Genomic DNA, 14,526 nt, shown 5'->3' with positions numbered 1-14,526 from the left:
GACCGCCTGGCACCCCTTCCCAGGGGTAGTGACTATGCACTGCTATCAGTGAGCTAGGGTAATAGCTGTGGAATCAAATTTTCGGGGAAGTGAGAAGGTCACTGACGTTCCAGCCAGGGCCACCCGGGGCGGATTCGCGCCCAGCCTCCGGCCCTGACCATCGACGCGTTGGGCAAGAAGTGCCCCGATCCCATTCATCATGCTGGTCCGAGCATGATCATACCTGTCGTGCCGCTCAACTGGGATCGTCTCGGTGATGGCCGACGATCCCAGCCGCCTTCAACGAATCCCCGCGTGGTGCCGGCGTGAAGTCGTCCGGCACGTGGACAGTTACTGAGCTCACCCAGCGGGGCTGGGCCATCCAGAACCGTGCGGCGTAATTACTGATCTGCCCTTAAAACCAGGTATGGTACCCTCCGTAACGTCCGACCAGAGGAATCGGGGGACGAAACATGAGCACGGTGAGACCGAGCCAGTGATCTGATGGAGCCCGGGGTCAGCGTCGTCGAGGGCCACACGAGACCGCTCGAATCACGGCTCTGCGCGCAGGATGATGCGGCGACATGAACGCTGCGCGCGCCCTGCCCATCTGCGGCAAGCGACCCGACCGGGCTGAAGGGGATCAGCACCGACCGCGACATCGTGATCAAGTGCGTAGGCCCACGGTCAGCGACCCGTCCAAGATCGCACCGACGGGGAGCTGGCCCCGGTCCTGGGTCTGGGTCTCCGCGGACGCCGGCGTCGACCAGGAGCGCAGCTGTGCCAAGGACTGGAGCAGAACCGCAGATACGGCGGCTGCCGGTGATGAGAACGGCCGGCATCGATCGGCTATTGATCAGCGAGGCAAGACCCGTGGCCCACAGCACCTGCCGGACGACAAGATGGCCGAGTTCGTCTGACCGCGTCTACCGAGGGCAGCTTGACAACCCCGTACCCGCGCACGGACACGGGTACGGACCACGGGCACGCGGAACGGGCCGGAACGCACCGCGCGGAGGGGAAAACGGAACGGACCGGAAACATGGACGGCCGGGAAAAACACGGGCGGCCGGGAACCCCGGCCGGCGACCAGGCCGCGGCGCGAGGGCGCGGCGGGGCACGGGGCGCACCCAATTCTTAGTGGACACATTTTTTTTTTTTTTCTTGCGACGGCTCGGGTACCGGTACGGGTGACGGCCCCGGGCCAACCGGAGGGCGGCGAGATTGCGCCGGATCAGCGTAGTGGCAGTTCAGGAAGCCCGACACGTCCGAGGGACGGGTCGACGCCGTAGGCCGGTGAAGGCGCTCCAGGACAGACCTTCCGGCGAGCTCGATAACTCCTGGCCGCGGACGCGCCTCCAGGGACGTGGTCGGCGATCGAGGTTTGCCGGACCCGGCCGCAGCGCACTCAGGGGCAAGCCCCACAGGCCACGGCGGACAGGAAGCGGAGCGGGGGGGGGGTGGGGGGGGGGGAAGGCGTCGCCCACCCTCGGTTGAGTCGCCTTGCCGACGCTGGGCGCGGCGGGGATGTGCAGGGACAGGCTCGCCCTTGTCGGTCGTATGACCGAACGCCTTGGCGACCGAGCCGTGGGTGACGCGGGACCCGGCGAACCCGGTCCGGAGGAATCTCCGGACGTCGCCACTCCAGCGGTCTTTCTGGCTCGATCATGGCTATAGTTCTCGTTAGTCGTGCCGCAAACCAGGTAGGCGGCACCGTCGGACGGGCTGGCGGATCTGGTCCCGGGCCAATCGCGGGGCGAGCTGACGGATGGAGGGCGTCGGACGACCGCTAAACGGGATTGCCCGCTGGCAGCGCCTCGTCCGGTGTGCCTGAGCATCCCCTCGGGGCGTTGGGACCTGATCAGCACCACGAGTCCAGGGCCGCACCGAGCCGGTCGACCGAATGATCTTCTTGGGGGACCAGTTCGGATCAGGGCGGGCCTCGGCGTATCCGCGCCGGGTAGAACGAGGCGATCTGTTGGTGCGTCCGCGTCCTCGGTGGATGTGACAGGATACGGCGGTGTGGTGGGACCTCGGAGACGGCTACGGAGTCACAAGTCGACTGCCCCGTGATCCGCTCCCAGCAGGGAAGAGGTATTGTCCGGACGAGTCCGCGCCGACACGCGCCGACCAAGGACGGCCGCAACCAGGCAGCCCCATGCGAAGGCGACGTTTTGCCGCGTCAGCGCCACGGGCGGATCTGCAGGTCGTCAACCAGGAACGACGGGGACAACCGGTCGAGCTGCTCGGCGATGAAGTGGTCGGCCGAAGACGCCCGGGGAAGCGGTCCCTCAGGTGGTCGGTCGCGATGGAGCCGGTGACGGCACGATGCCACGGGGCTGTTTCTCGTTGTCGGCATCTGGAGAAACAGGGGCGTCGAGCCTCGGCAAGAATACGCGACAGCGCGGGCGCAGCGAAGGGCCCCGGCGGGGTGACGGATGTCATTCCCGCGGGGCCTTTCCTCCGACTCTCGATACCTACGGGACCGAGCCGACCCCGTTCCCGGCCCGGCCGTGCGCGCCTGTCAGTTGAACGAGATCGCCCGCACGCGCACGAACCCGTGCGTTGGGGTTGTCGGGATCGTGAATACCCCTGCTTCCTCGATCGTGTCGACGAAACGTCGACTTTGGTGGCACCCACCAGGTAGGGGCGCTCCATCGGCGGTGACCACGCTCACGCCGTCGGAAGTCGGAGACGGACGTCCGACGTCCATCGAAACGGTCGTCCGAAGAGAAGAGTGGTAGCGCAGGCCGGAAAACAGGCCACCGTGGCCTGCACGGACCACGCGCAGCTGGCAGTCCTCCTCGCCTGCTCGCTCCAGAAGGCTCTTGGACCTTCCGCGGCGGCCAGCGGAACGGAGGATCAGGCCCTGCGCCGTGGGTATGGCTGCTCTCAACCGAATTGTGGTGACCTGCCCGCGTCTGCGTCAGCCGCTCCCCCGGGATAACGGCTGTCTTGTGTATGACGTCCTTTCTCAGACGCCTACCAAACAACCTCCCGTCCGGGCACAATTCCGTGGAAGGGCGCAGACTCCTCGGCGGATCCGGGACCCGCCTCCGCGAACGTGGACCTGCGGGACGTGTGGTTCATCATTACGTCGTCACATTCGACGATAAGGAGATGTGCGCCGATGACGAACCACGATAGGACCCGGCTGCTCCGCATTCTTCGTCTGCACGGTCAGGGGTGTCGACCCGCACGACGAGCAGCGGCGTCGACAACTGATGCCCGGCGAGCTGCCGTCCGCCGTCACGACCCGGCGCTGGTGGAGCGCGCCCGGCGGCAAGGCGGCGGCTCGGCGAGCGGGTCTTCCGTCGTGGCACCCACTACACAGCGCGGACGAGTTCATCCGGTTCGCCGACAGTGACGGCGACTCGTCAAGCTACGCCCGAGGGCCGCGGCAACGCGGCGGACAGCCTGACGTACGCATCGTCTTCTGCTTGGCGTGACACTTTACATGGCCGAGTCCGCGAACTATCCTCACCTCCGCTCATGCGCAGAAGGTCGTGCTGCCGACCTGTGCGGCGTGGTGCTCGCGATGGCCGAGCATGGCCCCTTCGACAGGTACCGAGAGTGCTGTGTGGGCAGGTGCTGCCAGGACGCCGGATCGCGGACGTCCGTCCCCGTCGACCGTACATGAGCTCCGCACAGCGCGTGCCGTAGCATCAAGGCGTTCTGCGGCGCCAACGGCGGTGCCGTCTGCACCTCTCCAACGCAGGGCGCGCCTTGGAGTGGGCCTTCTCAGCGCGGCGAGAAGGTGCTCTTCCTGCCCGACCAGCACCTGGGCCGCACACACCGCGGTGCTGGAGATGGGCCTGAGCCTGTGACGACTGCGTGGTCTACGACCCGCACCGGCCGGGCGGCGGCCTGACCCCCGAGCGGCTGGCCGCGGCCACGGTCATCCTGTGGAAGGGGCACTGCTCGGTGCACGGCCGCTTCAGCGCCCATTGCGTGGACGACGTGCGCGCCCGCATCCCCGGGGTCACGTGCTGGTCCACCCGTGCAGCACGAGGTGTCACCAAGGCCGACCACGTCGGCTCGACCGAGTAACATCATCAGAAGATCGAACAGGCTCCGCCGGGTCCTCCTGGGCGGTGGGCACCGAGCTGAACCTGTCAAGCGGCTCGGCGCCATGTTCCCCGACAATAACGTGGACGTTCCTGGACCGGACCGTCTGACTACTGCTCGACACGATGAACGGATCGACCTGCCGCACCTGGTCTGGGCGCTGGAGTCCGCTCGCGCCGCAGGCCAGGTCGTCAACCAGATCACCGTGGACGACGACACCGCCCACTGTGCCAAGGTCGCGCTGGACCGTGATGCTGGCGCCCTGACCCTCCCTGGGCCGTGATCACGGGCCGGGCGGGGAGCGGGGACGGGCCCCGGCGGTGGTCGACCCGCCGGGGCCCGCCGGGTGCCGGGAACCTGTTCGCGTACACCCGGGTTCGGGGGCGATCGGGGGACACCGCCCGGGCTGGGGCCTACTCCAGCTCGTACCCACCCTGACGCTGACCGACACGTCGCGGCGGCCGGTGCTGATCGAGGCCTTGTTGTCCGCGATCCCGGCTGCGCCGTAGACCGGTGTCCGGCGGGTGAAGCTCTGCTGCTGATCTCTCCAGGGGTGCCGAGCTGGCGCCGGCGAGCTTGGCGTACTGCACGGCACGGGCCCTGGCGTCCCTGAAGGCGATCTCGCGCGCCGCCCTGAGCGCACGCGGTTGTCGGAGGACCTCGAACGACACGCCCGTCCAGCCGGACACGCCTCACCGGCCCGCGACCGCCGCGTCGCGCACCACCTCGTCCGCGGAGTCGATGTTCCTGACACGGCCTCGACGCCTGCGCGGCCGGTAGCCGGAGATCGTGGGATATCCTTGTACTCGGGCCCCAGGGAGAGCTCGTCGTCCTGAGGTCCTTGGCCGCGACCCCGGCCGCGAGCAGTGCCGCGTCAGCGCGGCGGCGGCGGCGCGGGCGGCGGTGAAGGCCTCGCCCGCGGTGGGACGGCGGCACCTCCACACCGGTGTCCAGCGCATGACTCGGGGGTGACCGACAGTATCACGCCCTCCCCCGTCACGGTGATCTTGGGGACGGTCCACTCGACGGCCGCCGTGGCGGGCTCGGCGTCGGCGAGCGCGGTGCCGTGCCGAACAGCCCGGCGTAGACGAGGCGGCCGAGACCACGCCTGTGACATCTTGATCATAAGGTCATGGCATCACGGGGTCCCGGCCGCGGCGGCGCGCCCGCCGCGGGGCCTGTCGTGTCTTGGCCGAATCCCGGTACGGACGTTTACCCGCACCCGGCCGGGCTCGGGTGGGTCCGAGTGGTTTCCGGAGGAGATGACGGGAGATTCCCGGACGGGGTCAGATCCGGGTGAGCTCGCGCCACCGGGCCAGCAGCGCGGTGTCGCCCTCGACGACGTGGTCGCCGGCGTCGCACCGTCCCCACAGCACCTGGAGCAGGTCGGCCGAGGTGGCGGCGCGGACGGTCACGTCCCCCGCCCGTACCTCCCGGCGGTGGTGGAAGCGGTCGGGATCGAGGGTGATCACCCATCCCGCCCCGGTGCCGGCCTGCAGGGAGATCGTCTCGCCCGTGCCCCTGAGCTCCTTCACCCCCGGCTGCCAGCGCACGTACGGCAGCACCTCCAGGAACTCCTGCACCCCGTCGGCGGCCACGTCCTCGTCGACGGAGACCGGGAGGCCCAGCGCGAGCTCGGCGTCCATCCGGTGCACCACGGTCTCGTGCAGCGTCCGCCTCGACCAGAACCGCACCCGCCGGTCCCCGCCCCAGGCCCACATCGGCGCCTCGGCCTCCCGGAGAGCAGGCCTCGGGCAGCAGGACGGCCCCCTCACCGAGCCAGGCCGGGTAGTCGCCCACGTCGGCGGGCAGGCCCGGGTCCACGTCGGCGACGTTGCGGCCCCGCTGGGCCAGTTCGCGTACCAGCGCGGCCGCCCAGCGGTGCACGGCGCCGACGTGGACGACGAGTTCCGCCAGGTCCCAGCCGGGGCAGGTCGGCACCGGAGCCGACATGTCCCGGCCCTTCAGGACCTCGGCCATGCGGGTGATCTCCGTGCCGACGGCCCGGGCGTGCTCCTCGTGGGTCCACTCGCGCATGTCAGTCCTCCCGGGTGAAGCGCATGAACTGCTTCTCGTACTCCTTGGCGTCGGTGCTGGTGACCAGGACCCTGCGGACCTGTCCCGTGAAGTCGAACACCACCGCCTCGTAGCCGGAGCCCTTGCGCCGCCAGCCCGCGATGTGCTCGTCGTCGTACCAGCCGATCAGCCGTTCGGTCGGGAACGGGATGCGGACCTTCGGCGGGCCGTCCGCCGTCGTCGACCAGACGCAGATCTCCTTCTTGGTCCCCTTGCAGTAGGTCATCAGCGACGAGCCGGACGGCGAGGTGTCGTCGCCCTCCACGGTGATCGGGGCGCCCACGTCCAGCAGGGTCTGCAGCACGGTGCCCTTGAGGTCGTAGAAGCGGATGCGCTGGGTCTTGCCGTCCAGTGCCCAGGTGCCGACGGCGCGGCCGTCACCCCGCCAGAAGTAGCTCCACCTGCCCGCGTCCTTCTCCCTGACCCGGACGATCCTCGCCTTCCTGGCGGACACGTCGATGATCGCGAAGCCGTACGCCTTGCTGGTGTCGCCGACGGCCTCGTACAGCGTCACCAGGGCCGCGCCTGCCGTCCGGCGACCACTGCGGCAGCGTCGGGTAGACCGGGGCCTTGGTGATCCTGATCCTGCTCGCCGCGCCGGTGCGGTGGTTCACCACCGAGACGATCGAGTAGCTCTGCGCGTCGTACATCCGGTCGGTGCCCAGCGCCTGGGTGCCCGTGGCGTTGACCGTGTACTGGAAGTAGGTGTCGTTCTTGACGAACCGGCCGTTCCCGGCCTGGCGGACGTAGAGGTTCTTGTCCCACTCCAGGCTGTACGAACTCAGCCTGATCGGGTCCTGGTCGCTCTCGTGGAGGGTGAGCGCGCTGCCGGGAAGCTTGATCGTGCTGGTGGCGCGCGGCAGCTCGGAGCGGCTGGGCGCCGGGGTGGAGGCCGCGGTGCTCGCCCCCGGTGTGCCGCCCGTCCGGACGGTGCCCGTCCCTCCGGTGCCGGTGTCGGGGAGCGTCGCCAGCACGACGCCCCCGGCGACCAGGGCGGTGGCCAGCAGGGCGCCGCCGATCACGAACCCCACCTTCCGCCGGCCGGGTGCCCCCTGCCCCGGGTACGCGGGGTGGGACGGGGCTCCCGGGTCGTCCCGGTACGCCCGGTGGGGCTGCCGCGGGTCCGGCGGGTGCCCTCCCTGGCCCGGGTACCCGCCGGGACCGGGGTGCCCCTGCTGCCAGGACGGGCCGCGCGGGTCGGGGTTCTGCGGGTACCCGATCGAGCCGTGGGGGTTGGAGTTCTGCGGGGGGCCGGCCGAACCGCGGGGGTTGGAGTTCTGCGCGTACCCGGCCGAGCCGTGCGGGTTGGAGTTCTGCGGGTACCCGGCCGGTCCGGGGCCTCCCGGGTAACCGCGCGGATCGGAGACCTGCGGCGGTCCGGGCCGCTGCGCGTACGCCTGCGGCCCGGAAACGCCCGGGTGACCGTGCGGGCCGGGGTCGTGCGGCAGGCCGGGACCACGCTGAGGCCCGGGGTCGTACGCGAGGCCGGGCTGCCGGTCGTGAGCCTGCGGCCCGGGCCATCCCGGCCGGCCGCGGGGGTCGGAGTTCTGCGGGGGGCCGGGCTGCGGGTACCCGACAGGCCCGGAGTGCCCCGGAAGGCCCCGGGGGTCGGAGCCGCGCGGGTCCTGGACGGGGAGCCCCCCGCCGGGACCGCTCTGCCAGGCGAGCGCCTGCCGGTCCTGATGCCCGCCCTGCTGGGCCCACCGGTCCTGGTGCCCGCTCTGGTGGGCCCGCTGGTCCTGCCGGACGTGGTCGTCGCCCGTGGAGCGGGTCCACCCGGGCCCGGACCCGTCCCCCGCCGGGTGCCGGTCAGGGCCGGAGCCGGGGCCGGTCTGCTGGGCCGCGGCGGCGGACCCCTCGGCGAGGATGCCGCGGGGCGCGGTGGGCGCCACGGCACCGGCCGGGCCGCCCGCGTGGCCGAGCAGCCGCAGCAGCGCCTCGCCCGCCGTCGGCCGCCGGTCCGCGTCCTTGGACAGGCACTGCCCGACCAGGTCGCGCAGGGCCGGGTCGGCGATCGCCGACAGGTCCGGCTCCATGTTCATGATCCGGTTGAAGATCGCCGGAAGGCTGTCGGTGCCGAACGGCGGCTGCCCGGTGGCGGCGAAGACCATCGTGCAACCCCAGGCGAACATGTCCGCGGGGGATCCCGCGTTCTCCCCGGCCAGTTGCTCGGGGGTCATGTAGGAGGGGGTGCCGATCGCCATCGCGGTCAGCGTGGAGGTGCGGTCGAGGGCCTTGGCGATGCCGAAGTCGATCACCCGGGGGCCGTCCTGGGCCAGCAGCACGTTGGACGGCTTGAAGTCGCGGTGCACGATCCCGGCCTGGTGGATGGCGACCAGCGCGGTGACCGTGCCGATGGCCAGGCGGTGCAGCGCGGCACCCTCGCGCGGGCCCTCACCGTCCACCACCGCGTCCAGGGTCGGGCCGTCGACGTACTCGCTGACGATGTACGGGCGGTGCGCCTCGACGCCGGTGTCGATCACCGCGGCGGTGCAGAACGGCGCGACCCTGCGGGTCGTGCTGACCTCGCGGACGAAGCGCTCCATCGCCTCCTCGTCCTGCGCCAGGTCGGCGCGGAGCAGCTTGACCGCGACCCGCACCCCCGCCGGGGACTCGCCCAGGAAGACCGTTCCCTGACCACCCTCGCCGAGACGTGCGGTGAGCCGGTACTCCCGCACCTGCTCGGGATCCCCGGGCCGCAAGGACGCGAGGTCCGCCATGGTCACACCCTTCTCCCGTACGCGCTTTCCGGGTCCCATTGTGGGGGCAAAGGGTCACAGGACGTACATCAAACCGCAAGCCGGACGAGCCGCAATGGCGCGTTCCACGGGGTTTGCGGGCACGGCCCGGACGGGGCCGGGGACGGGCGGAACGGGAGGGGTACGGGCCCCGTCACGGGGCCGGACGAGCGGCGCGGCGTACCGGCGGCCGGGGGCGATCGAAGGGGTGCGCGGCCTCGTGAAGCGGCACGCACCGGCGGCGCACCGGCATCACGTCGGCGATGCACCGGCATCACGTCGGCGCGGCATCGAGGCTGAACCGACGCTGAACCGGCGGGCCGCACCGCGCGTCCGGGCGACGCAGCGACGCAGCGACGCAGCGACGCAGCGACGCGGTGACCCCGTGGTCACGTGGACCACGGGGTCTCACGAGCGCGGGCGACGCGGGACCGGGGGCACCGACGCGGGACCGGGGGACACGGTGAGCACGGCGGGCACGCCGGGGCCTGCGATCGGCGGCATCGTGACGGCCCGGACGCCCGGCGCGGTCGTCACGGCCACGACGACCACGGGGAGCGGCCCGAGCGGGAACACGGTCAGGCGTCCGGCCGGGCCCCGGCCCGGGGGGACCGGGCCCGTGCCACAGGGCCGGACTAGCCCGGGATCAGCCCCTCGTTGCCGAGCATCTCCCGCACTTCCTCCATGGAGGCGTCGGCCGGCGGGAGGATCAGTTCCGAGGACTCCAGGCTGTCGTCGGGCAGGGCCTTGCCGACGTGGCGGACCCGGTCGAGCAGGGCGTGCAGCCGCGTGCGGAAGGCCTCCTCCTCGCCGGCCTCGATGGCGGCCTCCAGCTCGGCGTCCAGCGTGTTGAGCACGTCGAGGTCGGCCGCGGAGATGTCGATCTGGCCCTCCCCCATGATGCGGACGATCACTGGCCCTCCCCCGGCTGACGCAGCTGCTGGGTCTGGTTGTCCTGCTGCTGCGGGTACTGCTGGGACTGGGGCGGCTGCTGAGGCTGCTGCTGGGGCTGCTGCTGACCCGGACCGGACGTGATCGCCCCCTGCGGGCCGGTGCCCTGGCCGAGCTCGGCCTTCATCCGCGCGATCTCCAGCTCCACGTCGTGCCCGCCGCCCATGCGGTCGAGCTCGGCCTGGATGTCGTCGCCGCGCTGGCCGCTGAAGTCGTCGAGCGCGCCGCTGGCCAGCAGCTCGTCGATGGCGCCCGCGCGGGCCTGCATGGAGGCCGTCTTGTCCTCGGCGCGCTGGATCGCCAGGCCGACGTCGCCCATCTCCTCGGAGATGCCGGAGAACGCCTCGTTGATCCGCGTCTGCGCCTCGGCCGCGGTGTAGGTCGCCTTGATCGTCTCCTTCCTGGTACGGAAGGAGTCGACCTTGGCCTGCAGCCGGTGGGAGGCCGTGGTGAGCTTCTCCTCCTCGGCCTGCAGGTTGTCGTGCTGCACACGAAGGTCGGCGATCTGGGTCTGCAGGCCGCCACGACGGGTCAGCGCCTCACGGGCCAGGTCCTCACGGCCGACCCCCAGCGCCTTGCGGCCCTGCTCCTCGAGCTTGCGCGACTGCGCCTCGATCTGGTTGATCTGAAGCTCCACGCGCTTGCGCGAGGTGGCGACGTCCGCCACACCGCGGCGCACCTTCTGCAACAACTCCAGCTGGCGCTGATATGAGTAGTCCAGGGTCTCGCGAGGATCTTCCATCTTGTCCAACGCGTTGTTCGCCTTGGACCTGAAGATCAGCGAAAGTCTCTTCATCACGCTCATGCGCGTCGGCCGTCCCCTTCTTTACGTGCGCTTCGGGCCACCCAGTGATCCCGGCCCCCGAAAAGCACCGGAGCCACCATAGGGTTCACCCTACGCATAACGCGCGGGGGCGTCACTAAGTTGCAGTCCCGGTAGGCTGGCCATGTGTTCCGACGTACCCAGACCACCGCGGACGACTCCCCCGCCTCCGCCAACGATCCTAAGCCTGCGGGCAAGGGGCGTCCCACACCCAAGCGCCGGGACGCCGAAGGTCGTCGCCGGCAGCCGGTGAACGCCCCTCAGAACCGCAAAGAGGCCTACCGGCAGCTTCGCGAGCGCCAGGCGAACGACCGCGTCAAGGCCCGCGAGGGCATGCTCCGCGGCGACGAGCGCTACTTCCCCGCGCGCGACAAGGGGCCCGCCAGGAAGTTCGCGCGCGACTGGGTCGACTCCCGGCGCATCGTGAGCCAGTACTTCCTGCCGTTCTCCATCCTGATCCTGCTGCTGACCTGGATCCCCTTCCCGGCGAGCGTGCGGGGGTACATCTACGTCGCGGTGATCACGATCGGCTGGCCGCTCATGATGGTCGGCGTGCTGCTCACCTCGATCTGGGTGTCGTGGAAGGTGAAGAAGCTCGCCGCGGAGAAGTTCCCGGACGAGAACCTCAAGGGGGTCGGCTTCTACGCGGCCATGCGCGCGCTGCAGATCCGCAAGCTGCGCTTCCCGCCCCCGGCCGTGCTGCCGGGCGGCAGGCCCGTCCCGCCGAAGAACTGACGCCCGCGCCCGCGGACGGCACGTCGAGCCCCGCCCCCGTTTCGGGGGCGGGGTTTTCCTCTTTCAGGGCTCTTGCGGGGGATTTCCGGTGATTTCTCCTCGCGCTGATCCGAGGTTCCGGGAGAGTTCTCCGCAGGGGGTTCTCGCGGGGTCCCGCTCGACGGCCGTCCGGGCCGGGGACGGGCCGTGGATTCACCGCCCGGGTTCCGGATTCCGGGACCCGGGAGCTCTTCACGAGGTGGCACCGGCACGTCGCGTACCCCATTGAGCCCGACACGCCCGACAGAGCATCCCGAATCATCTGTAATCATCCCGGCGGTTAAGGTCGGACCATGGAATTCCGCCACCTTGGCCGAAGCGGTCTCATGGTCAGTGAGATCAGCTACGGCAACTGGATCACACACGGTTCCCAGGTAGAGGAGGACGCCGCCAAGCAGTGCGTGCGAGCGGCGCTCGACGAGGGGATCACCACCTTCGACACCGCCGACGTGTACGCGGGCACCAAGGCGGAGGAGGTACTCGGCCGCGCCCTCCAGGGCGTCCGGCGCGAGTCCCTGGAGATCTTCACCAAGGTCTACTGGCCGACGGGCAAGGGCCCCAACGACCGCGGCCTGTCGCGCAAGCACATCACCGAGTCCCTGCACGGCTCGCTGCGACGCCTGCAGACCGACTACGTCGATCTCTACCAGGCGCACCGCTTCGACTACGAGACGCCGCTCGAGGAGACCCTCAAGACCTTCGACGACCTGGTACGCCAGGGCAAGGTCCTGTACGTCGGGGTCAGCGAGTGGACCGCCGAGCAGATCGGCCGGGCACTGAAGATCGCCGACGAGATGGGCTTCGACCGCCTGGTCTCCAACCAGCCCCAGTACTCCATGCTGTGGCGGGTCATCGAGGCCGAGATCGTGCCGCTGAGCGAGAAGGAGGGCGTCGGGCAGGTCGTCTTCTCGCCGATCGGCCAGGGCGTGCTCACCGGCAAGTACCTGCCGGGCCAGCCGCCCCCGGAGGGTTCCCGGGCCACCGACCCCGCGGGTGGCAACTTCATCTCCCGGATGCTCAACGACGACGTGCTCACCCGCGTCCAGGAACTGCAGCCGGTAGCCGGTGACCTGGGCCTGAGCATGGCCCAGCTCGCGGTGGCCTGGGTGCTGCAGAACCCGAACGTGTCCTCCGCCATCGTCGGCGCCAGCAGGCCCGAGCAGGTCCGCGACAACGTCAAGGCCTCCGGTGTGAAGCTGGACGCCGAGGTGCTGAAGAAGATCGACGACATTCTCGGCCCGGTCGTCGAGCGTGACCCCGCCAAGACCGTGAGCCCGCCGAAGCGTCCCTGACCTCCGGTCCGGCCTCTCGTCACGGCGAGGACCGGGAACGGCGGGCTCCCCGGCCCCTGCCTCGGCGGGAGCCGGGGAGCCCGCCGTTCCCGGTCGGCCCGGTTCACTCAGGCTTGCCGGGGTTCACAGTGGTCCATGGTGGTTCACCCCGGTTTATCGGTGTTCGCTCCGGCTTGTTCAGGCTCGTCCGGCTTGTTCAAGCCAGTCCGGCTTGTTGCTCCGGTTCGTCCTGCTTGCCGGGGTTCACTCCGGGCGCAGCGACATCCCCTCGTACTCGACGCGCTCGCCCTCGAGCAGGGTGACCTTCTCGACCCCGGAGTCCAGCAGCTCACGCCAGCTTTCACCGAGCCACGACTCGGCGTCGGCCTGGCTGGGGAACGTGTCGGACGGCGTCACACCCTCGACCATCTCGCCACCGTTCGCGTTTTCATAACGCCAGCGCCACGTCATGCCACAGCTCCTTCTCGCGGGTCTCGCCGTTGCCCCTCGTCGGCTCAGCGAACCCTACCTCGCCGGGCCGCCCGCGGGCGTGCAGGCGTGATCACGTCCCGCACTCCGTCTCCGGGCCGAGGCCCTGACCTCTTCGGCGACCTGATGGGATACCGGGTGTGAAGGTCCTGATCTCCGGCACGGCGAGCGCGGCGGGCTGGCCGGCCCCCGGGTGCGGGTGCGCCTCGTGCGCCCGCGTCCCCCGCGGCAGGAGCCGCACTTCGGTACGGCTCGACGCCCCCGGCGTACCACCTGGCGGCCCTGTCCCCCACCTGCCGCCCGGCGACCCCGGTCCCTGCCTGACGCCCGACCGGCCCGTTCCCCACGTAACACCCGTTCCCCGCGTAGGACCCGTTCCCCGCGTGCCATCAGGCGTCACCGTCCCCCACGGTGACCTCCCGTCGTCCGGCTTTGTCGTCCTGCCTCCGTCCGGCGGATCGCTGCCGCCCGGCTACCAGGCCCGGTCGGGTCCCGACGGCCTCACCGTCACCACGCCCGACGGCCTTCGCATCCTGTACGCGGCCGCCCTCCCCGCCCTGCCGTTCCCGTACGCGACCACCGGCCCGGCGGAGGAACCGGACATGGTGCTGGTGGACGTCCTGGACCGGCCGGAGCGGCTGGGGGACCTGCGGCGGCGGGGGCTGGTGGGCGAACGGACGCACGTGGTGGCCGTCGACGTCGACCACCGGGTGCCGACGGAGGCCGAACTCGCCCGCAGGACCGCGCTGTGGGGGGTGCGGACCGTACCGGACGGCACGGTCATCGACCTTCGCGACCCCCCGCCCACCCCACCCCTCCTGCCCCGGCGGACCCTGCTGCTCGGCGGCAGCCGGTCCGGCAAGTCCGCGGAGGCCGAACTGCGGCTGGCGGCCGAGCCCGATGTCCTCTACGTCGCGACCGGGCCGTCCGGAGAGGGTGACCCCGAGTGGTCGCGCCGGGTCCGCGCTCATCGCGACCGCAGGCCCGCCCACTGGGGGACCGCCGAGACCACCGACCTGGCCGGGGTACTGCGGTCCGCCACGAGCCCGCTGCTGATCGACGGGCTCGGCACCTGGATCACCGCCGTCTTCGACGAGTGCGGGGCGTGGTCGGGCGGGGAGGGTCTCGACGCGGTCGCGGCCCGGTGCGACGAACTGGTGGCGGCCTGGCGGCAGACCCGTGTCCGGGTGGTGGCGGTCTCCGACGAGGTCGGCCTCGGCGTGGTCCCGCACACCTCCAGCGGCCGGATGTTCCGCGACGCCCTCGGCCGCCTGAACCAGCGCCTGTCCATGGAGTCGGAGGACGTCGGCCTCGTCGTCGCCGGTCGCCTCCTCGGCCCGATCTGACACCGGCCGTC

General features: G+C 70.9%; 11 protein-coding genes and 1 pseudogene. 5 read left to right on the top strand and 7 right to left on the bottom strand.

What is annotated here, in order from left to right; translation table 11 throughout:
* Positions 1-3,813: 3,813 nt before the first annotated feature.
* On the top strand, positions 3,814-4,029 hold the full coding sequence (gene nadA, locus ABD832_RS00460; RefSeq protein WP_344886747.1) for a quinolinate synthase NadA: 216 nt from the start codon (positions 3,814-3,816) through the stop codon (positions 4,027-4,029).
* Positions 4,030-4,111: 82 nt separating this feature from the next.
* The gene (locus ABD832_RS00455; RefSeq protein WP_344886745.1) at positions 4,112-4,330 is read left to right on the top strand and encodes a hypothetical protein; all 219 of its coding nucleotides are present in this window, start codon (positions 4,112-4,114) and stop codon (positions 4,328-4,330) included.
* A gap of 130 nt (positions 4,331-4,460) precedes the next feature.
* On the opposite strand, the gene ABD832_RS41970 is transcribed toward ABD832_RS00455, so the two are convergent.
* The 6 genes and pseudogenes from ABD832_RS41970 to ABD832_RS00435 form a co-directional block, all read right to left on the bottom strand.
* Positions 4,461-4,718, bottom strand: a complete 258-nt coding sequence (locus ABD832_RS41970) for an SIMPL domain-containing protein (protein ID WP_425582558.1) — start codon at positions 4,716-4,718, stop codon at positions 4,461-4,463.
* A gap of 615 nt (positions 4,719-5,333) precedes the next feature.
* Entirely contained in the window at positions 5,334-5,741 is a 408-nt protein-coding gene (locus tag ABD832_RS00450; protein WP_344886743.1) for a maleylpyruvate isomerase mycothiol-dependent enzyme family protein, read from the bottom strand.
* 25 nt (positions 5,742-5,766) lie between these two features.
* Positions 5,767-6,084, bottom strand: a pseudogene (locus tag ABD832_RS41965) (maleylpyruvate isomerase N-terminal domain-containing protein); the annotation flags it as partial.
* 416 nt (positions 6,085-6,500) lie between these two features.
* Positions 6,501-8,843 carry a serine/threonine-protein kinase gene (locus ABD832_RS00445; protein ID WP_344886741.1) on the bottom strand — a complete coding sequence of 781 codons (2,343 nt, stop codon included), beginning with the start codon at positions 8,841-8,843 and terminating at the stop codon, positions 6,501-6,503.
* 653 nt (positions 8,844-9,496) lie between these two features.
* Positions 9,497-9,775 carry a PspA-associated protein PspAA gene (pspAA, locus tag ABD832_RS00440; protein ID WP_344886739.1) on the bottom strand — a complete coding sequence of 93 codons (279 nt, stop codon included), beginning with the start codon at positions 9,773-9,775 and terminating at the stop codon, positions 9,497-9,499.
* On the bottom strand, positions 9,772-10,617 hold the full coding sequence (locus ABD832_RS00435) for a PspA/IM30 family protein (protein WP_344886737.1): 846 nt from the start codon (positions 10,615-10,617) through the stop codon (positions 9,772-9,774). Before ABD832_RS00435 ends, pspAA begins: the two co-directional genes overlap by 4 nt.
* A gap of 144 nt (positions 10,618-10,761) precedes the next feature.
* On the opposite strand from ABD832_RS00435, the gene ABD832_RS00430 reads away from it, so the two are divergent.
* Together ABD832_RS00430 and ABD832_RS00425 are read left to right on the top strand one after the other, a co-directional pair.
* The gene (locus ABD832_RS00430; RefSeq protein WP_344886735.1) at positions 10,762-11,370 is read left to right on the top strand and encodes a DUF3043 domain-containing protein; all 609 of its coding nucleotides are present in this window, start codon (positions 10,762-10,764) and stop codon (positions 11,368-11,370) included.
* 332 nt (positions 11,371-11,702) lie between these two features.
* Positions 11,703-12,701: an aldo/keto reductase family protein gene (locus tag ABD832_RS00425; protein ID WP_344886733.1), complete on the top strand. Its 999-nt coding sequence runs from the start codon at positions 11,703-11,705 to the stop codon at positions 12,699-12,701.
* A gap of 243 nt (positions 12,702-12,944) precedes the next feature.
* Here ABD832_RS00425 and ABD832_RS00420 read toward each other — a convergent pair whose 3' ends face one another.
* Positions 12,945-13,151, bottom strand: a complete 207-nt coding sequence (locus tag ABD832_RS00420) for a hypothetical protein (RefSeq protein WP_344886731.1) — start codon at positions 13,149-13,151, stop codon at positions 12,945-12,947.
* 401 nt (positions 13,152-13,552) lie between these two features.
* On the opposite strand from ABD832_RS00420, the gene ABD832_RS00415 reads away from it, so the two are divergent.
* The gene (locus ABD832_RS00415) at positions 13,553-14,515 is read left to right on the top strand and encodes a bifunctional adenosylcobinamide kinase/adenosylcobinamide-phosphate guanylyltransferase (protein ID WP_344886729.1); all 963 of its coding nucleotides are present in this window, start codon (positions 13,553-13,555) and stop codon (positions 14,513-14,515) included.
* Positions 14,516-14,526: the final 11 nt, after the last annotated feature.

The sequence above is a fragment of the Streptosporangium longisporum genome, from assembly GCF_039534895.1.
GTDB lineage: Bacteria > Actinomycetota > Actinomycetes > Streptosporangiales > Streptosporangiaceae > Streptosporangium > Streptosporangium longisporum.
Note: the sequence above shows the minus strand (reverse complement) of the source record. Positions and strands in the feature narration are given on the sequence as shown.

Coding starts and splice junctions, on each gene's coding strand:
- ABD832_RS00455 (WP_344886745.1), top strand. CDS start 4,112: ATGTTCCCCGACAATAACGTGGACGTTCCTGGACCGGACCGTCTGACT.
- ABD832_RS00435 (WP_344886737.1), bottom strand. CDS start 10,617: ATGAGCGTGATGAAGAGACTTTCGCTGATCTTCAGGTCCAAGGCGAAC.
- ABD832_RS00420 (WP_344886731.1), bottom strand. CDS start 13,151: ATGACGTGGCGCTGGCGTTATGAAAACGCGAACGGTGGCGAGATGGTC.
- ABD832_RS00445 (WP_344886741.1), bottom strand. CDS start 8,843: ATGGCGGACCTCGCGTCCTTGCGGCCCGGGGATCCCGAGCAGGTGCGG.
- ABD832_RS00425 (WP_344886733.1), top strand. CDS start 11,703: ATGGAATTCCGCCACCTTGGCCGAAGCGGTCTCATGGTCAGTGAGATC.